This is a genomic window from Reinekea thalattae, from assembly GCF_008041945.1.
GTDB classification, from domain to species: domain Bacteria; phylum Pseudomonadota; class Gammaproteobacteria; order Pseudomonadales; family Natronospirillaceae; genus Reinekea; species Reinekea thalattae.
Map to the genome: position 1 here is coordinate 963323 of NZ_VKAD01000001.1, position 24756 is coordinate 988078.

General features: G+C 45.3%; 22 protein-coding genes. 14 read left to right on the forward strand and 8 right to left on the reverse strand.

The window, feature by feature from the left end; translation table 11 throughout:
- Window positions 1-50 precede the first annotated feature (50 nt).
- From FME95_RS04360 to yfbR, 4 genes are all read left to right on the forward strand, one after another.
- Entirely contained in the window at window positions 51-485 is a 435-nt protein-coding gene (locus FME95_RS04360; protein ID WP_147713196.1) for a DNA polymerase III subunit chi, read from the forward strand.
- A complete protein-coding gene (locus tag FME95_RS04365; RefSeq protein ID WP_147713197.1) occupies window positions 482-1081 on the forward strand; it encodes a hypothetical protein in 600 nt (199 codons plus the stop codon). The genes FME95_RS04360 and FME95_RS04365 overlap by 4 nt, the downstream gene beginning before the upstream one ends.
- A gap of 120 nt (window positions 1082-1201) precedes the next feature.
- Entirely contained in the window at window positions 1202-4090 is a 2889-nt protein-coding gene (locus FME95_RS04370) for a valine--tRNA ligase (protein ID WP_147713198.1), read from the forward strand.
- An 81-nt stretch (window positions 4091-4171) separates the two neighbouring features.
- Complete coding sequence (gene yfbR / locus FME95_RS04375) at window positions 4172-4780, forward strand: 5'-deoxynucleotidase (RefSeq protein ID WP_147713199.1); 609 nt, start codon at window positions 4172-4174, stop codon at window positions 4778-4780.
- Between the two features lie 118 nt (window positions 4781-4898).
- Here the strand turns inward: yfbR and FME95_RS04380 are convergent, their stop codons facing one another.
- The 3 genes from FME95_RS04380 to FME95_RS04390 form a co-directional block, all read right to left on the reverse strand.
- Window positions 4899-5564 (reverse strand): TetR/AcrR family transcriptional regulator, encoded by a 666-nt coding sequence (locus tag FME95_RS04380; RefSeq protein WP_147713200.1) that lies wholly within the window; start codon window positions 5562-5564, stop codon window positions 4899-4901.
- Window positions 5565-5633: 69 nt separating this feature from the next.
- Window positions 5634-6305 (reverse strand): sensor histidine kinase, encoded by a 672-nt coding sequence (locus tag FME95_RS04385; RefSeq protein ID WP_147713201.1) that lies wholly within the window; start codon window positions 6303-6305, stop codon window positions 5634-5636.
- Between the two features lie 9 nt (window positions 6306-6314).
- Window positions 6315-7934 carry a response regulator gene (locus FME95_RS04390; RefSeq protein WP_147713202.1) on the reverse strand — a complete coding sequence of 540 codons (1620 nt, stop codon included), beginning with the start codon at window positions 7932-7934 and terminating at the stop codon, window positions 6315-6317.
- Window positions 7935-8279: 345 nt separating this feature from the next.
- Here FME95_RS04390 and FME95_RS04395 point away from each other — a divergent pair, with 345 nt between their 5' ends.
- The 10 genes from FME95_RS04395 to FME95_RS04440 all read left to right on the forward strand — a co-directional run bounded on the left by FME95_RS04395 (window position 8280) and on the right by FME95_RS04440 (window position 21529).
- Window positions 8280-9359, forward strand: a complete 1080-nt coding sequence (locus FME95_RS04395; RefSeq protein ID WP_147713203.1) for a tetratricopeptide repeat protein — start codon at window positions 8280-8282, stop codon at window positions 9357-9359.
- A gap of 120 nt (window positions 9360-9479) precedes the next feature.
- The gene (gene fabA / locus FME95_RS04400) at window positions 9480-9998 is read left to right on the forward strand and encodes a bifunctional 3-hydroxydecanoyl-ACP dehydratase/trans-2-decenoyl-ACP isomerase (RefSeq protein ID WP_147713204.1); all 519 of its coding nucleotides are present in this window, start codon (window positions 9480-9482) and stop codon (window positions 9996-9998) included.
- A 10-nt stretch (window positions 9999-10008) separates the two neighbouring features.
- Window positions 10009-11232, forward strand: coding sequence for a beta-ketoacyl-ACP synthase I (gene fabB / locus FME95_RS04405; RefSeq protein WP_147713205.1), 1224 nt, complete (start codon window positions 10009-10011; stop codon window positions 11230-11232).
- 285 nt (window positions 11233-11517) lie between these two features.
- Window positions 11518-12435, forward strand: a complete 918-nt coding sequence (mnmL, locus tag FME95_RS04410) for a tRNA modification radical SAM protein MnmL/YtqA (RefSeq protein ID WP_147713206.1) — start codon at window positions 11518-11520, stop codon at window positions 12433-12435.
- A 264-nt stretch (window positions 12436-12699) separates the two neighbouring features.
- The gene (locus FME95_RS04415) at window positions 12700-12894 is read left to right on the forward strand and encodes a hypothetical protein (RefSeq protein ID WP_147713207.1); all 195 of its coding nucleotides are present in this window, start codon (window positions 12700-12702) and stop codon (window positions 12892-12894) included.
- Window positions 12895-13190: 296 nt separating this feature from the next.
- Window positions 13191-14672 carry a GLUG motif-containing protein gene (locus FME95_RS04420; protein WP_147713208.1) on the forward strand — a complete coding sequence of 494 codons (1482 nt, stop codon included), beginning with the start codon at window positions 13191-13193 and terminating at the stop codon, window positions 14670-14672.
- Between the two features lie 327 nt (window positions 14673-14999).
- Window positions 15000-16424, forward strand: a complete 1425-nt coding sequence (locus FME95_RS13615; RefSeq protein WP_187265440.1) for a GLUG motif-containing protein — start codon at window positions 15000-15002, stop codon at window positions 16422-16424.
- A 328-nt stretch (window positions 16425-16752) separates the two neighbouring features.
- Entirely contained in the window at window positions 16753-18213 is a 1461-nt protein-coding gene (locus FME95_RS04430) for a hypothetical protein (protein WP_147713209.1), read from the forward strand.
- Between the two features lie 327 nt (window positions 18214-18540).
- Window positions 18541-19959: a GLUG motif-containing protein gene (locus FME95_RS04435; protein WP_147713210.1), complete on the forward strand. Its 1419-nt coding sequence runs from the start codon at window positions 18541-18543 to the stop codon at window positions 19957-19959.
- Between the two features lie 292 nt (window positions 19960-20251).
- On the forward strand, window positions 20252-21529 hold the full coding sequence (locus FME95_RS04440; RefSeq protein ID WP_147713211.1) for a patatin-like phospholipase family protein: 1278 nt from the start codon (window positions 20252-20254) through the stop codon (window positions 21527-21529).
- A 129-nt stretch (window positions 21530-21658) separates the two neighbouring features.
- On the opposite strand, the gene FME95_RS04445 is transcribed toward FME95_RS04440, so the two are convergent.
- The 5 genes from FME95_RS04445 to cyoE all read right to left on the reverse strand — a co-directional run bounded on the left by FME95_RS04445 (window position 21659) and on the right by cyoE (window position 24744).
- Complete coding sequence (locus FME95_RS04445) at window positions 21659-22027, reverse strand: DUF6787 family protein (protein WP_222709903.1); 369 nt, start codon at window positions 22025-22027, stop codon at window positions 21659-21661.
- A gap of 56 nt (window positions 22028-22083) precedes the next feature.
- Entirely contained in the window at window positions 22084-22584 is a 501-nt protein-coding gene (locus FME95_RS04450; protein WP_147713212.1) for a hypothetical protein, read from the reverse strand.
- Between the two features lie 80 nt (window positions 22585-22664).
- A complete protein-coding gene (locus tag FME95_RS04455) occupies window positions 22665-23201 on the reverse strand; it encodes a copper chaperone PCu(A)C (RefSeq protein ID WP_147713213.1) in 537 nt (178 codons plus the stop codon).
- A 2-nt stretch (window positions 23202-23203) separates the two neighbouring features.
- On the reverse strand, window positions 23204-23830 hold the full coding sequence (locus FME95_RS04460; protein WP_147713214.1) for an SCO family protein: 627 nt from the start codon (window positions 23828-23830) through the stop codon (window positions 23204-23206).
- Window positions 23827-24744, reverse strand: a complete 918-nt coding sequence (gene cyoE, locus FME95_RS04465) for a heme o synthase (RefSeq protein WP_147713215.1) — start codon at window positions 24742-24744, stop codon at window positions 23827-23829. The genes FME95_RS04460 and cyoE overlap by 4 nt, the downstream gene beginning before the upstream one ends.
- Between the last annotated feature and the right edge of the window lie 12 nt (window positions 24745-24756).

Genomic DNA, 24756 nt, shown 5'->3' on the forward strand with positions numbered 1-24756 from the left:
ATTTAAGTAGACACTGATTTGAGCAACCAACAAACGAACGAACACACCGCATGACTAAAATAGACTTTCATATCTTAGCTTCTCACCAAGACATTGAACGCCTGCAGTATGTTGCAAGGCTGGTTATGAAAGCTCAAGCGCGCGGTCATGATATTTTAATTGCCTGTGCATCTGCAGAACAAAGCAAAGCAGTAAGCCAAGCATTATGGGCTGCTAGAGCCGATGCCTTTTTGGCCCATACCGAAATCGATCAGGCGGCACACTCGTTACAACTTAGCCATACGGACGACTGCGGTACGCACCACGATATTTTGATTAACCTGTGCGAGCAGGTGCCGAGCTATTTTTCACGCTTTATTCGAGTTTTTGAAGTTGTCAGCCAGCAGCCGGATTTATTAGAATCGAGCCGAGCTCGCTATCGTTATTATCAAGACCGAGGTTACGAACTCAATCGACACGATCTACGCCAGCGGATGCCACAATGAGTCAGACATCAAATAAATCCTTGATCAAAGAGTTGGAAACCATTCGCCAAAGTCTCGATGAGATTTTAGAAAATGCAGAAATTCCAACCCTGGATGACATCATCGACCAGGCAGCGCTCGGCCAAAAAAGTTTAGACGGCATCAACCCAGACAACCCTTTCCTTTCCAGCGATTCGCTGTCCGAACTGATCAAAATTCGCAATGAAGCGGTTGCCCGCTTGCAAGAAAGCAAACAGGCGGCAAATGCCAATAAGCCATCAATAACCAGCGCCAGCTCTGCCTCGACAACATCAGCACAATCACCATCACAAACACCAACAGGTGCGGCACAAGAGGCCGAACCTCTAATACCTAACGAGCAAAGCGCCGAAGCCGTAACGCTTTCGGCTGATGCCGACCAGCTCATCGCCCATATGGACAGCTGCTTCCGCAGTTGGAAAAACCAGTTAGTTAGAAAGTACGTGAAAAAATTTGAGCAAGAATTAAACAGCCAGCTAGAGCATGACTTCCAGCTCTTTGTGCAAGAGCAGCTCAAACAGCATCAGCTTACCGAAACCGATCAGTTGCTTAATCGACGCAAACCGCCGTCGAAATAGTGCCATCGAACGAGCCATAAAAATCACAAACAGCACCTGAACTCTTCAACACAAACAGGTATAATGCGCCGCTTTATGCCTTATTGACCGTTGCCTGTATAACCAGAATCAGAGAATCTCATGGATAAGACTTACCAGCCGAATCAAATAGAACGTAAACACTACGACCAGTGGGAAAGCAATCACTACTTCCGCCCGAGCGGCGAAGGTGATCCTTACTGCATTATGATTCCGCCACCGAATGTCACCGGCAGCCTGCACATGGGTCATGCTTTCCAACAGACTATTATGGATGCTCTGATTCGCTACAACCGAATGATGGGCAAAGATACGCTTTGGCAACCGGGCACCGACCATGCCGGTATTGCAACGCAAATGGTGGTTGAGCGTTTACTTTCTGCTGAAGGCAAAACGCGCCACGACTTAGGCCGAGAAACCTTTATCGACCGTGTTTGGGAATGGAAAAACCAGTCTGGTGGCACCATCACCAACCAGATGCGCCGCTTGGGCGATTCGGTTGATTGGGAGCGTGAACGCTTCACCATGGACGAAGGCCTAAGCGAAGCGGTACGCGAAGTGTTTGTACAGCTGTACGACGAAGGCCTGCTTTATCGCGGTAAACGTCTAGTCAACTGGGACCCTAAATTCCACACGGCGATTTCTGACTTAGAAGTGGAAAACCACGAAGAACAGGGCCACTTGTGGCACTTCCGTTATCCATTGGCCGACGGTGCCAGCACAGCAGACGGCAAAAATTACTTGGTCGTAGCCACCACTCGACCAGAAACCATGCTCGGCGACTCTGCTGTTGCGGTGCATCCAGAAGACGAGCGCTATGCTTCGTTAGTCGGTAAATTTGTTGATTTACCGTTGGTTGGCCGTCGCATTCCTATTATTGCTGACGACTACGTCGATATGGAATTCGGTACCGGCTGCGTCAAAATCACCCCAGCGCACGACTTTAACGACTATGAAGTAGGTAAGCGTAACGGCGCGCAACTGATTAACATCTTCAATGCCAGCGCGGCGATTTTACCTGCAGCTCAAGGCTTTGATTACGAAGGCAAACCATTGGCCGATTTTGACGGCAGCTTGCCTGAAGGCTATGCCGAGCTAGATCGTTACGATGCGCGTAAAAAGATCATTGCCGACTTTGATCAGCTTGGTCTACTCGACTCCATTAAAGATCACACCCTTATGGTGCCTCGCGGTGACCGCTCTGGCGCAACGGTTGAGCCTTGGCTCACCGACCAATGGTATGTTGCCGCTACAAAGCTGGCAGTACCTGCGGCCGATGCGGTGCGTTCTGGCCAAATTGAATTTGTGCCGAAAATGTTCGAAAACGAATACTTCCATTGGATGGACAACATCCAAGACTGGTGTATTTCGCGCCAACTTTGGTGGGGCCACCAGATTCCGGCTTGGTACGATGCTAACGGCAAAGTTTATGTTGCTCGCAGCGAAGCCGAAGCTCGCAGCAAATACGGTTTAGATGCTTCTGTAGAACTTAACCGCGATGAAGATGTACTCGACACCTGGTTCAGCTCTGCATTGTGGACTTTCTCTACGTTGGGCTGGCCACACGATATGGAAACCGTACAACGTTTCCACCCGACTGACGTACTGGTAACCGGTTTCGACATCATTTTCTTCTGGGTGGCGCGCATGATCATGATGACCATGCACTTCATCAAAGATGAAAACGGCAAACCACAGGTACCGTTCAAAAAAGTTTATGTTACCGGTCTAATTCGCGACGAACACGGCGCGAAAATGTCGAAATCGAAAGGTAATGTTTTAGACCCGATCGACTTGATTGACGGTATCGATCTAGACAGCCTCGTTGCCAAGCGCACCAGCGGTATGATGCAACCGAAGCTTGCAGCCAAGGTAGAAAAGAACACTCGCAAAACCTTCCCTGATGGCTTTAGTGAGTCTGGCACCGACGCACTGCGCTTTACTCTAACCTCGTTAGCATCGCTGTCGCGCGATATTAACTTCGATGTAAAACGCCTCGAAGGTTACCGCAATTTCTGTAATAAATTATGGAACGCTGCGCGCTTGGTACAGATGAACACCTTTGAAACTATTGAAGGTAGCGACGAATTTGGTGCGCCGTTGGATTGCGGCCAAAATGGTGGCGAGCTTGAACTGTCGCTGGCCGATAAGTGGATTCAATCGCGCTTACAAAACCTGATAACAGAAGTTCATAAACACTACGCGCAATATCGTTTTGACCTGATGAGCCAGTCGCTCTATTCCTTTATTTGGGATGAATACTGCTCTTGGTATCTTGAACTTTCTAAGCCGGTATTTTGGAACGAAGACAGCAGCGAAGCTCAGTTACGTGGCACACGTAAAACGGTTGTCAGCGTACTAGACAGTTTGCTTAAACTGATCCACCCAATCATGCCGTTTATCTCTGAAGAGATTTGGCAAAGCATTAAGCCTGTCACTGGCGCAACCGGCGACTCAATTATGCTTGAGGCCTTCCCTATCGCTGAGCCAAGTAATGTTGATGCCAGTGCCGAAGCCGATCTTGAATGGGTTAAGGGTGTCATTACCGGCGTACGTAATATTCGCGGTGAAATGAACATTGCACCGAGCAAAGCCATCGCTATTTTATTGCAAAATGGTACTGCCGAAGATGAGCGCCGCTATAAAGAAAACGAAACCTTCTTAAAGCAACTGGCTAAGTTAGAAAGCATCACTTGGGTTAATGAAGGCGACGAAGTTCCGCCAAGTTCGACGGCTCTTGTTGATCATTTAAAAGTGTTGGTACCAATGGCTGGTTTGATCGATGTTGATGCTGAAAAAGCGCGCATTAACAAAGAAATCGATAAAACCAAAGCCGAACTGGCACGCGTTGAAGGCAAGCTCAACAATGAAAAATTTGTTGGTAAAGCACCAGAAGCGGTGATTGCTAAAGAGAAAGAAAAAGCAGCTGCGTATCAAAGTAAGTTAGCGGATTTAACCGGCCAGCTAACGCAACTGGATGCGCTAAAATAGCCGAAAGCAAACGGACTTTCGCAAAAGTCGGTGCCACATTCGTTGTGCACCGACCCACTTTTTCGAACAAAGAGAGTGACTATGGCTTATCGTTTTTTTGCTTATCTTGATCGCCTACGTTGGATAAAACGCTGGGGTTTAAAACGCAATATCACCAACGAAAACGTCATGGAACACAGCTGGCAGGTTGCTACCATCGCTCATGCATTGGCGATTATTCGCCAAGATGTACTGAAGCAACCATTGGAAGGCTTTACTGCCGAACAGGTTGCGACAACCGCTCTGTATCACGATTGCAGTGAAGTCATCACCGGTGATCTACCAACACCGATCAAGTACCATTCTAAAACCATTACCGACGCCTATAAACGCATAGAAGATGAAGCGGAAAATGAGCTGCTATCGCTGCTGCCTGAAGCGATGAAGGCGCGCTATCAACAACATCTATTGCACAGTGAAACTCATCCAGGTATTGCCGAGCTGGTGAAATCGGCGGACTTGATCAGCGCCTATTTAAAATGCCAAAGCGAAATTAGGGCGGGAAATATTGAGTTTAACGATGCCTTTCAGGATATCGAAAACAGCATCCGGCAACGAAATTCAAAAGAAGTGGAGTATTTTATGAGTCACTTTGTCGACTCCTATGTACTGACGCTCGACCAGTTATTAAGCCAACACCATCCAAAGTAACGCTCGCGGATAAGCGGCTAAGTATTAATTTCTATCTAGCCAAGCCTAAACAGCTGATCAGCTTCATTGGAGACATCCAATAAAGCTGACAAGAACCAACACCAACCATCAGCAAATTTTATTGCGGCACCGACAAACCTAGACCGCCTAGAATAATCGTCGCAATCGTCTTAGTCGCCTGTTCAAAATCTTCTGGCTCGTAAGCTTCTTTGCCCAACGCCCATTGAATTTGCGTAGCAAAATCGGCGTAGTGCTGGGTGCTACTCCAAATTAAAAAGATTAAATGAATCGGTTGGATTGGTTTGATCTTACCGGCGTCGATCCAAGCTTGGATCACCGATGCCCGCTCTTTAACCCACTTACCTAAGTCATCCGATAAATAGGGTTCTAAATGCGGTGCGCCCTGAATGATTTCAGTGGCAAAAATTTTCGACGCCAATGGATGCGTAGAAGAATAATGAATTTTTTCTTCGATATAGCTGTACAACACTTGGGCTGGATCTGAGTCGACGGTAATATCATTAAATGACTGGTTCCACATCACTAAGATGTCAGCCAACAAGGCACCATAAAGACCGTGCTTACTTTTAAAGTAATACAGAATATTCGATTTAGGCAGCCCAGCGCGTTTAGCCACCGCATTTAAGGATGTGCCCTTAAATCCATTTTTGGCAAATTCGACTTCAGCAGCCTGAATGATGATGGATTCATTTTTTTGCCGAATCCGACCTATTTTTTTTGATGTTCTGAAAGCTTCATTCAGACGATGTTGCGCGCTTTCCACGCCTATCTCCTTACTACGATTATGGCTATTGCTGGCACACTGTACCACAACCCAGAGAATATACTCAGACTATGGCAACCAAAGGTCAATGACCGCGCCTTCTTTTTCAGCTAGGTTGCTTAATTCTATGTAGCCTTTGCGATCTTTATTCACATGCAGCTGAGCTATTTGCTGACAGAAATACAAACCTAAACCCGTTGCGCCTGTACGATAATTCAATGCTTCTGGCTCGTGTGGTGTGCCTAGCATGGCTTTAGGAAAGCCTTCACCATCGTCAGTCATGCGGATATTTAACCAACCGTCCTGCTCTTGTATTAAAAATTTAATTGACGCCTTGGTATAACGAATACTGTTGGTGATCAGGTTAGTAAGCAGACCTTCTACCAAATTAGGGTCGATGTACCAAAGACCTTCTGGCGTGTTGTCACGAATTTTGACATCAATACCGCGCGCTTTTAATAAGTCGCCATGGCGAGAAATTGAATCTTCAACCACATCGTTGACCATGACATCTTCAAAGCCAGCCACCAGCTGCCCCTGTTCCATTCGATAAAGGCCCAGCATATGAACCATGCCATTATTTATGCGAGCGCATTCCAGTTGGATTCGCTGGATATCCTCAGCCACCTGGATGTCTAATTCACTGGCACGATCAACAAGGTGCAGCAATTGGCTGTCTATCAGCCCGAGTGAATTTTTAACATCATGAACGGTCGATGCCATCATTGTTTGAATATCCACGAAAACCTCCTAAAGCTTGGAAAACTGTTCTTTGAGCTTTTTATAACGCGTGTATTGGCCATGCTCTCGCGGCAAGTAATCTAAACGTTCCAAATAACCTCGACATTCTTTTACGATCACCGGGTTAGGTTTGGCCGCTTTCATCATGCGCACTTGAGATTGAACCAGATTCAAAATAATACCTGAGTGACGAGGTGACAGCTCCATTGCCTGCTTAAACAGTTGTATCGCTTCACCGTATGAATCTTTTTCATACAGTTTAATACCGCGAACATTCAACTCGTGGGCTTGCTGACGTATGGCCAGAGAAACTGGCTCGGCTTGTAATAATTTTAACTCTTTGATGATGGCAGGCTTTCGCTTAAAGCGTTGCGAGAAGCGACGAACCAATTCATCACCATCGTTATAACGGCCCGCTGCGTAAAAAGTACCAACAAGGGTTAACGCCGAAATAGAATTAATGTGATCGACATTATCTAGCGTCATCGCTAGCAGTCGATCAAGCTTATCTCCAAAGGTATGCGAACTTGGATCACTCGAAGTTTTCACAGAAATCGCATCAAGAAAGACTCGAGCATTCACTTCTTGACCATATTTGGATCGCATCCGTTTAGTGATTCGGATAATTTCTTTGCCGATCTCGCGCGCACGAGAACGTGAATTAGGAATTTCTTGCTCAATAGACAGGTTATGAACATAACGCTGATAAAGCTCGACCGATTCATGCATGGTATTGGTCGACATCGTCACAAGATCTTTTAAGGATAAACTCGCACGATGATAGTCGCCGTTTTCGAGTGCAACCGACGTGAGACGATTTAATCGAGAAAAATTTTGTGGCGACAGGCGAATGGCTTGCACTAAAACCTGCTGTTGCTCTTTTTTATTACCGCGTTTACCTAACACATAGGCAAGATAATCGTAGGCTTCGATTTGATTCAAATCGTTCAAAATCAAATCGCGCAAATTATCTTCGGCAGTTTCTAATTCACCTTTGGCGATTAAAATTTTGCACAGCTCCATATGCGCCCAGCTTTGGTATCGACGATCTAACAGGCCCTGTAAAAAACTTTCTGCATCACCATAACGCTTACGCTGTATAAGCGACTCTGCATAAAATTTTTGCGCCTGTGCACGATAGCGAGGATAGCGCTTAATCACCTGAACCGAAGCTTTACCTAAACGCACCCAATCTTTGCGATCGCGTAATACTGAAATTTTGTGCATGATACGACGGCGTTCAAACCAACGCGAAATACGAACGTTCAGAATATCGGCAGTAAAGGGTTTAGACAGGTAATCGTCTGGCTGGTGCTCCATTGCACTGACCACAATGGGCTTAGAAGTATCGCCGGTAATTAGGACAAAAATCGTTTTAGGCGTAATCAGTTTGTCGTGTCGCCATTCTTCTAGCAGGCGTAAACCATTTCGACTGTCACCTAAATTATAGTCACAGAGAATGAGATCAAAGCTGTTTTCCTGTAACATTTTGGTAGCTGAGTTGGCGTCATAGGCGTCCATCGCCGTTTTAAACCCTAAACTGTACAGCATCGATTTGGTTGACCGTCGCACTTCGGCAAAGTCATCGACAATGAGTACTTTTAGGCTTTGTAATTCTTTTAGATCCATTTAAGACTGATTCTTCTTAGCGAATAAAGGTTAAAGTGGCTCACTATTTAAAGCTAGCTTAACTATAATAAATTGCGTTAACTGGCCGATATTTATTTAAAATTTGGAAGCACTCTATAAATAATGAAAAAGCTGACTCCCATCTCCGTACTCGTTCTTTCTATATTATTCGCTTTCGTACATGCCAATGATCTCGAAAACTTGAGCGAACAAGAACTGATAGAGCAATTAGAATGGTCGATTAACTCTAACAAGCTCGATTATGCTCACGTTTTAGTCAACACCCTAACGGAAAACAGATCTATTGATAATAACTTTTTCTGGCTCAAAGGAAAGCTGTTATTCATGAGCAAAAAGTATGGCGACTCGGCTATTGCTTTTCGATCAATTTCCTATAGCAGCCCTCATTATTATCAAGCACGGCTGCACCTAAGCGATGCTTTATTTCATATGAAAAAGTATCGGCAGGCGCATTATGTTCTAAAGCAATTATTGGCATTGGATCCACCAAAGGACATCGCCAAGCAAGCACGTAAACAGCTAAAGCAAGTCGAAGAGCAACTGGCTATCGACCGACCTCAAGTCAGCGCCCTAGCTGAAATTCGACTGGGACGTGACAGCAACAGCAATTACAGCCTAGCAACGCCCAATGATTACCCGACAGCGCTGCGCAGTTCAGACAGTATAGACTCTAATTTCATGAGCTTCCGATTAGCGGCGGATTGGCCGATTAAAATCAACGATAATTTTGCCAATCACTACGGTATCGACTTCTCCGGTAGCCAGTTTTACCAAAACAGCAGCGCTAATTATCAACGGCTCACGCTGATCAATGAACTTATCTACCCTGAACAAAACACCAGCCTGCCAATGTCTGCCGGCTTAGTGTGGAAGGATGATAGCTACTGGCAAACCGAATTAACCGGGGCTTTTCAGTATCATTCCGATAATCAACAACAGACTCGCTCTGACTTTAAGCTTGGCAGCAATATCAACCTGTCAATGAGTGATGATAATTCCAGCCAAGTTGAGTATTTCAGTAGCCTAGATGTCTACTTCGACACCACAGCAAGCAAGCACCGCTACCAATTAAAGCTCAATACCGTTTCTGAATCCTCAACGCTGGACTTCCCTGCAGACTGGTTTGGCTTCCAGATTGGCTACGATATCGAAAAGACACTGTCAGATAAGTATCAAATAAACCTTGGCATTGCTCACCAAATGCGCCGTTACAACGATAAAGACCCTGACGAAAACAAATACCGCCAAGATAGCGTTTTAAACGCCCATCTGGAGTGGCAATGGCAGATTAATCGTCATTTAACAACCAGCAGCTATATAGACTGGCATGATGTTAACAGCTCGATTGGTGATTACGGCTATCAACGCTATACATTGTCTCAAAGCCTAACAGCTGCCTTCTAATGAAGGCGCCATATTGCTAGACACCTGTATATTTGAATATTCTTTTTCCTATCTAGCACGAATAAAGTTAGTTTTTTTTGGTATTGTGTCGGCTCTACTTTCAAAATCACGGAACAGAATATGTCTGAACGCCCGAATTCTTTTGACAAAGCCGACTTACTAGAGTGTGGCCACGGCCGCATGTTTGGCCCAGGCAATGCTCAATTACCTGTCGACAACATGTTGATGATGGATCGCGTTACCCTTATTTCTTCTGAAGGTGGTGAATACAATAAGGGCATTATCCGCGCCGAATTAGATATCAATCCAGATTTATGGTTCTTCCAATGTCACTTCCCTGGCGACCCTGTTATGCCAGGCTGCTTAGGCTTAGACGCTATGTGGCAGCTGGTTGGTTTCTTTTTAGGTTGGCGCAACAACCCAGGCAAAGGTCGCGCGCTCGGCGTTGGCGAGCTGAAATTTAAAGGCCAAGTCATGCCAACGGCTAAAAAGGTCGTGTATAAGCTAGAGATTAAGCGAGTAATTGAAAGCAAGCTCGTTATGGGTATTGCCGATGGCATCGTCGAATGCGACGGTGAAGAAATCTATTTTGCAAAAGACCTTAAAGTAGGCCTTTTCAAACCTGAAGACACCAAATAAGGACACACAAATGAAACGCGTTGTTGTCACAGGCATGGGCATTGTCTCATGCATCGGTAACGATATAGACACCGTTACCGACTCGTTAAAAGCAGGCCGATCTGGCATTAGCTTTGACCAAACCTATGCAGATATGGGCATGCGCAGCCATATTAGCGCCAAGCCTGTTATCGACCTTGCCGAGCACATTGATCGTAAATCAATTCGCTTTATGGGTGATGCGGCTGGCTATGCTTATGTCTCTATGGATCAAGCCATTAAAGACGCAGGCCTCACTGAAGAACAGGTATCGAACCCTCGCACCGGTATCATTGCCGGCTCTGGTGGCGCTGATTCAGCTAGCCAAACCGAAGCTGCTGATATTATGCGTGAAAAAGGCGTAAAACGCGTTGGCCCTTACCGAGTAACCCAAACCATGGGTTCTACTGTATCTGCTTGTCTTGCAACTGCGTTTAAAATTAAAGGCGTTAACTATTCAATCTCTTCTGCTTGCTCAACCAGTGCTCACTGTATTGGTAACGCAATGGAACTGATCCAATTAGGTAAGCAGGATGTTGTTTTTGCTGGCGGCGGTGAAGCCTTACATTGGACCATGAGCTCGTTATTCGACGCCATGGGCGCATTATCAACCAAATACAACGACAACCCAGAAGCGGCTAGCCGAGCATACGATGCTGACCGTGATGGTTTTGTTATTGCTGGCGGCGGTGGCATGGTTGTCTTAGAAGAGCTAGAGCACGCAAAAGCACGCGGCGCGACCATTTACGGTGAGCTAGTTGGCTATGGCGCAACTAGCGATGGCTACAACATGGTAGCTCCAAGCGGTGAAGGCGCTGTACGTTGTATGCAAATGGCTCTCGACAATGTCGACGGCAAAATTGATTACATCAACGCTCATGGCACAAGCACACCGGCTGGCGACATTACAGAATTAAACGCTGTACGCCAGGTATTCGGTGACGAGCTGCCTGCTATTGCTTCGACAAAATCGCTAACCGGCCATAGCCTTGGCGCTACCGGCGTACAAGAAGCGATCTACTCTCTTATCATGATGGATAAAAAGTTTATCGCTGCGAGTAAAAATGTCGATAACCTAGACCCTGAAGCAGGTGACAACATCAACATTGTCACAGAGCTGCAAGAAAACGCAGAGCTGAACCTTGTGATGTCAAACAGCTTCGGCTTTGGCGGTACAAACGCAACACTTGTCTTTAAACGCTACTCGGACGCTTAAGTGCTTTTTAACTTAAGTGCTTTTTAACTTAAGTGCTTTCCTAACTTAAGTACTGTTTTAGCAGATAATTGCCGAGACGCGGAAATACATCAAAACGGGCATCCATCTGTATTCAAGATGCCAACATAAATAGCCAGCCACAACAGTCACTGTTGCCGCTGGCTTTTTTATTGCCTGACGCTTTAAATTAGACGAAGACCATAAAAACTGACAAGCCTCAAGTTACACAGCACCAACCTCGTTATTATTAAAAATCCTGCCACCACTTAATAATATATATCGATCATGGCACTAAACGATTACGTCACTACTTTTGGCCAATACCTCAAAGCCAAATACGGTGAAAAAATTTACAAGCTATCGTTGCATGCCAACGTTACCTGTCCAAATCGAGATGGCAGCAAAGGCATTGGCGGCTGTACTTTTTGCAACAACAAAAGCTTTTTCCCCAACCACATGAATGCAAATGCCAGCATTAGTGAACAGATTGAATGCAACGTTGTACAGCTGCAAAAAAAAACCCAAGCAAAAAAATTTCTCGCCTATTTTCAAGCCTATTCAAATACCTACGGCGACATCGAATACTTAAAAAAAATATATGTTGAGTCTCTTAAACCTGACTGCGTTATTGGTTTGTGTGTTGGCACTCGACCCGATTGTATTTCGAACGACGTATTAAATTTATTGCAAAAAATTAAAGACCTAGGCTTCGAAGTATGGATTGAATTGGGGCTGCAAAGTGCCCATGACGTAACGCTCGAACGAGTCAATCGAGGTCATACTTTCGTTGAATATCAAGACGCTGTTCGACGAATAAAAAACGCTAAAATTAATCTCTGTACTCATCTAATTGCTGGACTTCCCGGTGAGAATAAATCAATGATTTTAGACTCTTGGCAGCAGGTACTTAATGAAGGTGTACAAGGCATAAAGTGGCACCCATTACATATTGTTAAAGGCACTCAACTGGCTCGTCAATGGCGTCAAGGTGAGTATCAACCAATCACTCAGGAAGACTATATTGATATTGTCTCGGATGCCCTAGCAGCAACCCCTGCGGAGGTTATCGTGCATCGAGCAATGTCCACAGTCGCACAAAAACAACTGTTATTAGCGCCGCATTGGACTGAGAATCGCTGGCCAATAATGACAGGTATTGAAGCTAAATTAGCGCAAGCAAAACAGTTAAAAACCAGCGCCTAATTGAATTTTTTTTAACCCTAAAGGAAGACATTATCGATAAATAATAAGCCAACTCCCCAAGTAAAAAAGATAATTTCTCAGCCACAAAATAACCCCTTTACAATCATGACCAGTTAGACAAAAACTAGAAGTGCAGTCGGTTATTTGACACAATCAGCTTTTAAATTTGAACAGATCTTAGCTTGGCATTTTGACTCGCTAAGAAATACCTACTCATCACATCTTCTTATTGTTTTTGATGTATTAAGAGGACAGAGAAACTTAATGATCTCTCAAGACCAAACACTCGAAGCTCTAGAGCAAGCCATCGAAGATGCCGAAGCTGCTAAACGAGCATTCGTCAAAGAAAACCCAAACGGCACTGGCGACAAAGCCGAACGAATCCGGCTGTATAACCGTGTTGAAGCTGCTCGAAAATCATTAAGAGAATACAAGAGATTAAACCCTCAGCCGCTTTAACTCCCTTCTCTATAAATCCAAAATAATCACTCTAGCCTAACTCTGTTGTTAGGCTTTTATACAATGACCTACAGGGCACATCGACAACTTCACAAAACAGACAGATCGGTCTATTTATTGAGCTTTGGTTATGTATAATCACGCCTAAATAGACAGTTGGCTCTGATTTTCATTCCTACCACCTCGTTAATCTAAAAAACCATCGTCACACTCTCAACCCAGCACCTCTATCGGTGCCTTTTGCATAGCTTCGATTGAGCGGCTGCATTAGGACCTGTTGTATAAAGGAAAAAGCATTGAAACCATTACATCTCATTTTTGTTTGCAGCCTAGTATTTTTAGTTAGCTGTAGCTCTTCAAGCGATAATTCTTCACCTGCTGATACCGACGGCGATGGCGTGAGCGACAATGCCGATGCATTCCCTAATGACCCTGCTGAAACTACTGATACAGACAGTGATGGTGTTGGTGATAACGCAGATGCTTTCCCTAATGATCCATCTGAAACCACCGACACAGACGGCGATGGTATTGGCGACAATGCCGATGTAGATGATGACAACAATGGTCTGATTGATATAAGTAGCCTAGAACAACTTGACTGGATACGTAATAACTTGGCTGGTACATCTCTAGACGATGGCATATCACTGAATGGCAGTGACGAGGGTTGTTATATCGTTACTGGTTGCAACGGTTATGAGCTTACTCAAGACCTCGATTTTGACACCAATGACGATGGCGTGATGAATGCGGATGACACCTATTATGACTATGACGGTGATAGCAGTAACAGTGGTTGGTTACCAATCGGCACAGAGGCAGCACCTTTTACTGCCATTTTTGAGGGCAACGACTATGAAATAAAGAACCTCTACATCAACCGCCCATCGGCAGATACAGAAACCAGCGGCTTAAATATTGGGCTATTTGGCTATATAGATGGCAGCACCAGCACAGCAGAACTTCGCAATATTGGACTAGTCGGTGAGCTAATGAGCGTCACAGGTTATGAAAACACAGGCGGGCTTGTTGGTTACGCAAGCGACAGCAGCATTACAGCAAGCTACACCACCGGCGCAGTTACTGGGGATACAAACACAGGCGGGCTTGTTGGTTACGCAAGTGACAGCAGCATTACAGCAAGCTACACCACCGGCGCAGTTACTGGGGATACAAACACAGGCGGACTTGTTGGTTACGCGACAAACGACAGCAGCATTACGAAAAGCTACGCCACCAGCACAGTTACTGGGTCAGGCAGGTATACAGGCGGGCTTGTTGGTCATTTGAGATCTAGCAGCAGCATTACAGCAAGCTACGCCAGCGGCGCAGTTACTGGGCAGCACGACATAGGCGGGCTTGTCGGTTATATGATTTTTGGCAGCAGTATTACGGCAAGTTATGCCACCGGCGCAGTCGTTACTACCTTCGTCGATAGTACCGGCGGGCTTATTGGGCTTGTGATCGCTACCAGCTCCGTCAGTACCATTAGTATTACCAAGAGCTACTGGGCGACCGATAGCAGCGAGCAAAGTGACGCCACTGGCTCAATATCTGGTGATGCGCTGGAGCTTGATGATACCACTGGCGCAACCCTCGCCGAGCTAAAATGCCCAACTGCAGCGAATAACATCACTTGCTTATCAGAAACAACAGGCGAAACGCTTTATGCCGGTTGGGATGCTATTGATCACGATAACGATGATACAACAGATCCAATTAGCCCTTGGGTTTTTGGTGACAGCGATACATTACCAACGCTGTCGTTTGATTAAGCTGTCGCTGAGTTGAACTTTTTAACTTTGCCGTGAGCCTACAAAATTGAAAGGAGCCATCGGCTCCTTTTTTATTTTAATAGCGTCTATACAATTACCAATAAAGTTACATCGACAACCTCACAAAATATACAGACTGGTCTATTTATTGAGTTTTGGTTATGTATAATCGCGCCTAAATAGACAGTTGGCTCAGATTTTCATTTGCACCCACCTCGTTAATCTAAAAAACCATCGTCACACTCTCAACCCAGCACCTCTATCGGTGCCTTTTGCATAGCTTCGATTGAGCGCTGCATTAGGACCTGTTGTATAAAGGAAAAAGCATTGAAACCATTACATCTCATTTTTGTTTGCAGCCTAGTATTTTTAGTTGGCTGTAGCTCTTCAAGCGATAATTCTTCACCTGCTGATACCGACGGCGATGGCGTGAGCGACAATGCCGATGCATTCCCTAATGACCCAGCTGAAACTACCGATACAGACGGCGATGGTGTTGGCGACAATGCCGATGTATTCCCTAATGATCCATCTGAAACCACCGACACAGATAACGATGGTGTTGGCGACAATGCCGATGCATTCCCTAATGACCCAGCTGAAACTACCGATACAGACGGTGATGGTGTTGGTGACAATGCTGATGCATTCCCTAATGACCCATCTGAAACCACCGACACAGACGGTGATGGTGTTGGCGACAATGCAGATATAGACGACAACGACAATGGCTTAATCGAAATCAGCAGCCTAGAACAACTTGACTGGATACGTAATAACTTGGCTGGTACATCTCTAGACGATGGCATATCACTGAATGGCAGTGACGAGGGTTGTTATCTCGTTACTGGTTGTAACGGTTATGAGCTTACTCAAGACCTCGATTTTGACACCAATGGCGATGGTTTCATGGACGCTAACGATGACTACTATGACTATGACGGCGATAGCAGTAATAGTGGTTGGCTGCCAATCGGCACAGAGACAGCACCTTTTACTGCCATTTTTGATGGCAATGGTTATGAAATAAAGAACCTTTATATCAATCGCTCATCGGCAGATACAGAAACCAGCGGCTTAAATATTGGGCTATTTGGCTATACAGATGGCAGCACCAGCACATCGGAGATTCTCAATATTGGACTAGCCGGTGAGCTCATGAGCGTCACAGGTGATCAAAACACTGGCGGACTTGTTGGTTATGCAACAGAATTCAGCAGCATTACTGTAAGTTACGCCACTGGCGCAGTCACTAGCTCGCGTAGTGCAGGCGGGCTTGTTGGCAAAAGCGAAAAGATTAGCATTACAGCAAGCTACGCCACTGGCGCAGTTACTGTGTCCTCGTTTTATGCCGGCGGGCTTGTTGGCTTGGCGAGTACCGATAGCAGCATTACAGCAAGCTACGCCATCGGTGCAGTTACTGGATCGGATTATACAGGCGGACTTGTTGGCGCTGTGTCTGGCACTGACGTTAGCATTAGTGCCAGTCACTGGGCGAGCGACAGCAGTAACCAAAGTGACGCTATTGGCACTTCTTTCGGTACGTCGACCGTTGACGCCACTGGCGCAGAGTTGACTCAGCTGCAATGCCCAACTTCAGCGAATAACATCACTTGCTTATCAGAAACAACAGGCGAAACGCTTTATGCCGGTTGGGATGCTATTGATCACGATAACGATAATACAACAGATCCAATTAGCCCTTGGGTTTTTGGTGACAGCGATACATTACCAACGCTGTCGTTTGATTAAGCTGTCGCTGAGTTGAACTTTTTAACTTTGCCGTGAGCCTACAAAATTGAAAGGAGCCATCGGCTCCTTTTTTATTTTAATAGCGTCGATACTATTACCAATGTAGTTACATCGACAACTTCACAAAATATACAGACTGGTCTATTTATTGAGTTTTGGTTATGTATAATCGCGCCTAAATAGACAGTTGGCTCAGATTTTCATTTGCACCCACCTCGTTAATCTAAAAAACCATCGTCACACTCTCAACCCAGCACCTCTATTAGCGCCTTTTGCATAGCTTCGATTTAGCGGCTGCATTAGGACCTGTTGTATAAAGGAAAAAGCATTGAAAGCATTGAAACCATTACATCTCATTTTTGTTTGCAGCCTAGCATTTTTAGTTGGTTGCAATCCTTCAAGCGATAATTCTTCACCTACTGATACCGACGGCGATGGCATGAGCGACAATGCCGATGCACTCCCAAATGACGCATCTGAAACTACTGATACCGACGGCGACGGCATAGACGATAACAGTGATAACTGCCCATCAGCCACCAACGAAGACCAAGCCGATAGCGACGGTGATCTAGTCGGTAATGCCTGTGACATCGACGACAACGACAATGGCTTAATCGAAATCAGCAGCCTAGAACAACTTGACTGGATACGTAATAACTTGGCTGGTACATCTCTAGACGATGGCATATCACTGAATGGCAGTGACGAGGGTTGTTATCTCGTTACTGGTTGCAACGGTTATGAGCTTACTCAAGACCTCGATTTTGACACCAATGACGATGGCGTGATGAATGCGGATGACACCTATTATGACTATGACGGTGATAGCAGTAACAGTGGTTGGCTGCCAATTGGCACAAAAGACAGCCCCTTTACTGCCATTTTTGAGGGCAACGACTATGAAATACGCAACCTCTATATCAACCGAAGCTATGGCGATAACGAAACAAGTGGAAGTTATATTGGTCTTTTTGGCTATCTAGACAATGGCAGCTCAGTCAACGCCGAAATACGCAATATTGGCTTAACCGGTGAACTTATGGATGTCACTGGTGGCGCATATACAGGTGGGCTGGTCGGCTATATGCAATACACTACCATCACTTCAAGCTACACCACCGGCAAAGTCTCTGGAGCTGGGAGCCGTGTAGGTGGGCTGGTTGGTCACATGGGATTTTCTAACATGACTTCAAGTTACACCACCGGCACAGTCACTGGTGGCGCGAATTATACAGGCGGGCTTGTTGGTAGTAGTTATTACAACAACATTGTAACAAGCTACTCTAGCGCTTCTATCTCTGCTCAGTATGCTACAGCTGGGCTTATTGGCCAAGCGGTTGGTGATAATATCGTAGCAAGTTACGCCACTGGTACAGTCGCTGGGGGAAATTTTACAGCCGGACTTATTGGCCAAGCGTATAATAGTAGCATCACAGCAACTTACTTTAGTGGATCATTCGATCGTGCAAGTGGTACAAGCGGCGGACTCGTTGCTCTTATAGAGAATAGCAGCTTGACAGCCAGTTACTGGGCAACAGACATCAGCAATCAAAGTGACGCTGTTGGTGAGAATACTGACTCGACGGTTGACGCCACTGGCGCAGAGTTGACTCAGCTGCAATGCCCAACTTCAGCGAATAACATCACTTGCTTATCAGAAACAACAGGCGCAACCTTGTATGCCGGTTGGGATGCTATTGATCACGATAACGATGATACAACAGATCCAATTAGCCCTTGGGTTTTTGGTGACAGCGATACATTACCAACGCTGTCGTTTGATTAAGCTGTCGCTGAGTTGAACTTTTTAACTTTGCCGTGAGCCTACAAAATTGAAAGGAGCCATCGGCTCCTTTTTTATTTTAATAGCGTCTATACAATTACCAATAAAGTTATATCGACAACCTCACAAAATATACAGACTGGTCTATTTATTGAGTTTTGGTTATGTATAATCGCGCCTAAATAGACAGTTGGCTCAGATTTTCATTTGCACCCACCTCGTTAATCTAAAAAACCATCGTCACACTCTCAACCCAGCACCTCTATCGGTGCCTTTTGCATAGCTTCGATTGAGCGCTGCATTAGGACCTGTTGTATAAAGGAAAAAGCATTGAAACCATTACATCTCATTTTTGTTTGCAGCCTAGTATTTTTAGTTAGCTGTAGCTCTTCAAGCGATAATTCTTCACCTGCTGATACCGACGGCGATGGCGTGAGCGACAATGTCGATGCATTCCCTAATGACCCAGCTGAAACTACCGATACAGACGGCGATGGTGTTGGCGACAATGCCGATGTATTCCCTAATGACCCGTCTGAAACTACCGATACCGACAGCGATGGTGTTGGTGATAACGCAGATGCATTCCCTAATGATCCATCTGAAACCACCGACACAGATAACGATGGTGTTGGCGACAATGCGGATGTAGATGATGACAACAATGGCTTAATCGAAATCAGCAGCCTAGAGCAACTTGACTGGATACGTAATAACTTGGCTGGCACATCTCTAGACGATGGCATATCACTGAATGGCAGTGACGAGGGTTGTTATATCGTTACTGGTTGCAACGGTTATGAGCTTACTCAAGACCTCGATTTCGATACCAATGGCGATGGCGTGATGAATGCGGATGACACCTATTATGACTATGACGGCGATAGCAGTAATAGTGGTTGGCTGCCAATCGGCACAGAGGCGGCACCTTTTACTGCCATTTTTGATGGCAATGATTTTGAGGTGTTTAACCTTTACATCAACAGAGCCGCTACCGATGCTGAAACTAGTGGTGAGAATATCGGCTTATTTGGTTACGTGAACCGCACCTCGACCAACGCGGAGATACGCAATATTGGCTTAACTGGTGAGCTCATGAGTGTCACAGGTGACAAATATACAGGTGGACTTATTGGTACTGCTGATTACACCAATATTACTGCAAGCTATGCCACCGGCGAGGTCACAGGTGACAAAGATGCAGGTGGACTTATTGGTAATGCTTATGAAACCAATATTACTGCAAGCTACGCCACCGGTTCGGTCACGGGTGACAGTTATACGGGCGGATTTGCTGGCGTTTCTGCTTACAGCAGCATAACGGCAAGCTACGCCACTGGTACAGTCACAGGTGTCAATAATACAGGCGGGTTTGTTGGCGAGATAGGTTTCGGAAGCATCGTGGCAAGCTACGCCACAGGTGCAGTTATTGGATCGAATTATACAGGCGGGTTTGCTGGCTCAAGTTTCAACGGTTTGGTAGCTGGTCACTGGGCGACCGATAATAGTGGCCAAATTGAAGCTATTGGCGATAACAGCGGTACGACAGATGACAGTATTGGCGCAACATTGGATCAGCTGCAATGCCCAACTTCAGCAAATAACATCATTTGCTTATCAGAAACAACAGGCGAAACGCTTTATGCCGGTTGGGATGCTATTGATCACGATAGCGATTCAGCAACAGATCCAATTAGCCCTTGGGTTTTTGGTGACAGCGATACATTACCAACGCTGTCGTTTGATTAAGCTGTCGTTGAGTTGGACTTTTTAACTCAGCCGTGAATCTACAAAATTGAGAGGAGCCATCGGCTCCTTTCTTATTTTAACGGATTATGTTCTTTAACCTGTGTGGCCCATCATCCGCTTGTGCCCATATCTCTCTCTCCAGAAAACCCTGCGACTATTTATTCTGACAATAATATAAAGCACGCCTTGATCTAAAATTTTTAATATACTTCTGTTACTTCTTTTATTTGGGCCTAAACAGCATTAACGCTGCCCTATAAAATAATTTGATCAATAAAAGTGAAAACCTACTATGTTAAAACGTAAACCCTATTGTTTAGTGCTTGGCGGCGGCGGCGCAAAAGGCGTTTATCACATTGGTGTCTGGCAAGCGCTCAGAGAACTGCGTATTCCAGTTAATGCTTTTATTGGCAATTCTATTGGTGCCATTATGGGGGCTTTTTTCGCTCAACATGACGAAGACAAACTGATCGAAATATCCGAAAACATCGATATCAACTCTCTGATTCAATTTGCCGACGAAGAACACAGCGACAAAGGCAACTCTCTTCGTCAATCGATAAAATACTGGCAAGCGGCTTCACAAAAGTTAATCCAGCGTAAGGGGCTAGATACCCGCCCTATTCGCAAGCTGCTCGAACAAGCACTCGATGAACAGCGCATTCGACAGTCTGGTTATGACTTTGGCATAACGACCATTAACGTTAGTGACCTTCAGCCCAGAGACGTTTTCATAGAAAACATGGAAGCAGGCGAGCTGATTAATTACGTACTTGCCAGTGCCTCCTTCCCTGGTTTTGAACAACCCACTATTGCTGGAAAAAAATACATCGACGGCGGACTTTACGACAACCTTCCCTATCGCATGGCACGGCAACGCGGTTATCGCAAAATCATCTTAGTGGATATTTCAGGTATTGGCGTCAGTCGCCGCCCTAAAACCGAAGGCTCAGAAACTATCTATATAAAAAATTCGATCGATATGGGCAGTGTTTTCGACTTCAGCTCAGACTTTATGGTGCAATACCGACAACTCGGCTATCTAGATACCATGCGAGTGTTTGGCAAACTCAAAGGTTATCGTTATTTTTTAAAAAACAAAGATCGCTTAGAGAAAAAGTGGCAAGCCAAACAGCAACATAACGAATCCTTAGCCAAGCTAAAAAAATACTTTCCAGATGAGATGAAGCACGACCGACGTGACTTACTCAAAATTGTCGATACCTGTGCTCAATTATTGCAGGTAGATAAAATTAAAGCCTACAGTTTTTCTGATCTGATCAGCGCCATCAACGAAGAGCTAGCAGACACTGAGAACAAAGCTAAGCGCTTTTTGGCTAAGCATCACCTAGACAGCGATCAAGCTACGTTAAAGTTACTCGATGCGCTAACAAAAGAAGTGATGACGCGCGAATTGCTCAGCGAAAACCCTTACTACTATTATTTGCTGATGAAAGATCACAACCATAAGCGAACGATCGCGATCGCAGAAAAAGCACTTTTCGGCTTAGTTCCTGAGTTGGAGATTTTGAAGTTTTATTTAACCGATGTGCGCGACTTTCAGGCTTAGCATTCTCTCAGCTGAGGCAATACAGTACTCGGAGATAAGTACAAAGCACGAAAGCTGGCCACCTTTTACTGGCGCTATCGATTTACTGACGCATCGATTTGAGTGTTGACGGATTGATACACGGCTTGCTTATTGGCGAAACAATAAACGGATTAATTTACCTATTCGCCCAAGTGATTTTTTTTCAAACTGCCAAAAAAAACGTAACTGGCCTGCCAAAAAACCAAAGCAAATAAGCAGCAGTTGATAAGTCACAAAGCCAGAGAAAATCAGCGCGACCTTAACACCCAGACCGCTTTGAAGGTTAACGCCAAACAACGAAAACAGGTTTGGTACCAGCCAGGCGGTACTTGAGCCTGTCACTGAAAACACCAGTAAGATAACCACAAACTGATAACCGCTGGACACGCCCCAACGCTGCTTGAGCTTTTCAATCCAAGTCTGTTTGCTGCTGTCGTCTAACGGGGCCGATTTAACGGTAGAGCCCTTTTCATTCATAAATAGATGTTTCTGTCCAAGCAATGATGTATGCATCATTGCGTATTAATTAAGGGCTATTGATTATTAACAACTTGGCGCGTTGTGACTAAGCACAGGGTTGAAAACTGATCGGTTAGGAATGCCTGTTTACCCTCAATTTCTTTACTTTTTAATACCGAGGTACGCTCATTTAACTTGCCTTCATATTGCCATTTACTAAAGGCTTCGTGCCGAGCATCAGCACAGTTTGTTTGTAACACGTAGCTTTCAATGACGGAGGTATCACACTGGCCATTCGCATTGCGCACACCATGAAACGTAACATGGCTATCTCGGTCTCGGTAGCTGGTAACCGCCAAAGCGTTAAACAGGTGAACATCATCAACCTTATTCTGCTGCTCGAGCATACGATGCGGGTTTTCTTTTAAACTTAGCCGAGCTAAGTCTCTGAGCGCTTCAGAACAAGGAATAGACTGCTCAGCGGCGATCCGATCCATCGAGGTTTCTTGCGCCTGTACGGGTAAACTCAAGGTTGAAAAAATAGCCACAAGTGTCGTAACTGCATTCAATTTCATAATCTGCTCCAAACAACCGATCCAGACAACGGCTCAGCCAATGACTTGTTAAGCCATTGGCGCGTCCGGTTTATTATCCATTAATGCGAGTGGGTGTGCGAATGAGAATGTGAGCCAGAGTTTGAATCTAGATTCTGCACATGCATCATCACCTCATAACGAGAACCATCATCTGCGATTAGCGTTACCGGAAATGATTGCCCATCGACGAAAGACGATTGAATTGCCACAAACATTAGGTGATAACTGTTTGGGCCAAAAACGACCGTTTCATGAGCGGGAATGTCGATATGCTTAATCATCCGCATAGACATAGTGTTATTTTTAATTTCCATCGAATGATATTCAACATGCTCAGCAACTGGCGTTTCAGCAGCCACTAAACGGATGTTAGCATCACTGTGATTACTGATTTTAAAATAACCTAAGCTCACCTTAACGCCTGGAATGGTCGCTTTAGCACGCGCGTCAGAAATAACCAAAGCCGATTCAGTCTGGTGAGTCGCATGAGATGAGTGCGAAGAATGTGTATGGGAAGAATGAGTATGATCGGTAGCCTGCGCTAAAAAATGACTACAACTTGCGATTATGGCTAAGCCATAAAACATAACTTTCATGATTAATCCTGTGTGTTAACTGAATTTGATTCAATCACGCGCTCAATACGTGCGGCTAACTCAACAGGTGTCGTACTGTGACTCATGGCGTCTACTAACTGGCCATTCGGGTCAATGACAAAAAACCGTGACGAGTGATCAACGGTATAACTGAGCACGGACGATTCCATCTCAACAATATCAACGTAGACACCAAACATATCGGTGACTGAATCCACTTCTGCTTGAGTGCCGGTCAAGCCAAGAATGCGCTTGTCAAAATACTGAGAAAAATCGTACAGCGACTGGTAATCGTCTCGGCCTGGATCAACGCTAATAAAAAAGCCCTGCACCTGCTCGTAAGCATCTGGCTCAAGCAAGCGAAATGCTGTCGACATAACCCCCATCGATGATGGGCATACCTCTGCGCAATTCAAAAAGCCAAAATAAAGCACCAGAGTTTTGCCAAGGTAATCATCAGTATCGATCGGACCGTTCAGGCTAGTTAGCTGAAACCGACCACCCAGCTGATCGAGTGATTTTTGCCGTTCACCGACAGGCACCGTAATATTGGATAAATAAAGCGCAAGAATAATCGCGATAAAAATACCGCCAGCCAGAATCGCCCAGCGAGCTGGGTTCATCTTCATAGCAGATCACCAACCACCTGATGAGTGATCAGGCTCGCTAGCGGCTCTTCGGTATGTACGATCCGTGAGAAATCTAACGAAATCAAAATACAAAAAACAAAGATACTCACAATCGAGAAAATAGTTAGCTGCTTGCCCCACTGTTTAGCGGGCATTTTTTGGAAACCGGCCTTAGCAATATACAGCCAATACAGACTCACTAAACCCATACCTAATGCATAGAAGCTACCGGCATAACCTAAATAAGTCAGCGCCATCGCGGCAACAGCAAAGGCTAGAATATAAGCAATGATATGAACTCGTGCTTTAGAAATACCCGCCTGAATCGGTAACACAGGGATATTGGCAGCCTTGTAATCTTCGAAACGATAGATCGCAATAGCGTAAGAATGAGGCATTTGCCAAATACAAAAGGTTAAAAACAAAATGGCAGCACCGGCATCATACTGACCGGTGACCGCGCAATAACCAATAACCGGTGGACAAGCGCCTGAGAAGCCACCGATCAATGTTCCGTGTACCGAATGGCGCTTATAATAGAGTGAGTAAAGGCCCACATAAACCAAAACACCCAGCACACCGAAACCAAACGCCACTGGAGTGGTGTAGCGATACAATACAGCAAAGCCAATAACACCCAGCAGCGTAGCAAATATCAATGCATGCGAGACAGGAACAACCTTAAGAACCAGCTCACGCTCACAGGTGCGTTTCATTTTTGCATCGATATCTCTATCGATGTAATTATTAAATACGCAGCCTGAAGCGACGATGCATACCAATCCAACACAAACCGCCAGCAGCAAGAACCAATCTATCTGGCCCTGTGAGGCCAAAAAGAAACCGCCCGCCGCGGCAATCAAATTGCCACGGATAATGCCCGGTTTGGTCAGTCTTAAATAATGTCTCAGCATAGGGATCATCCG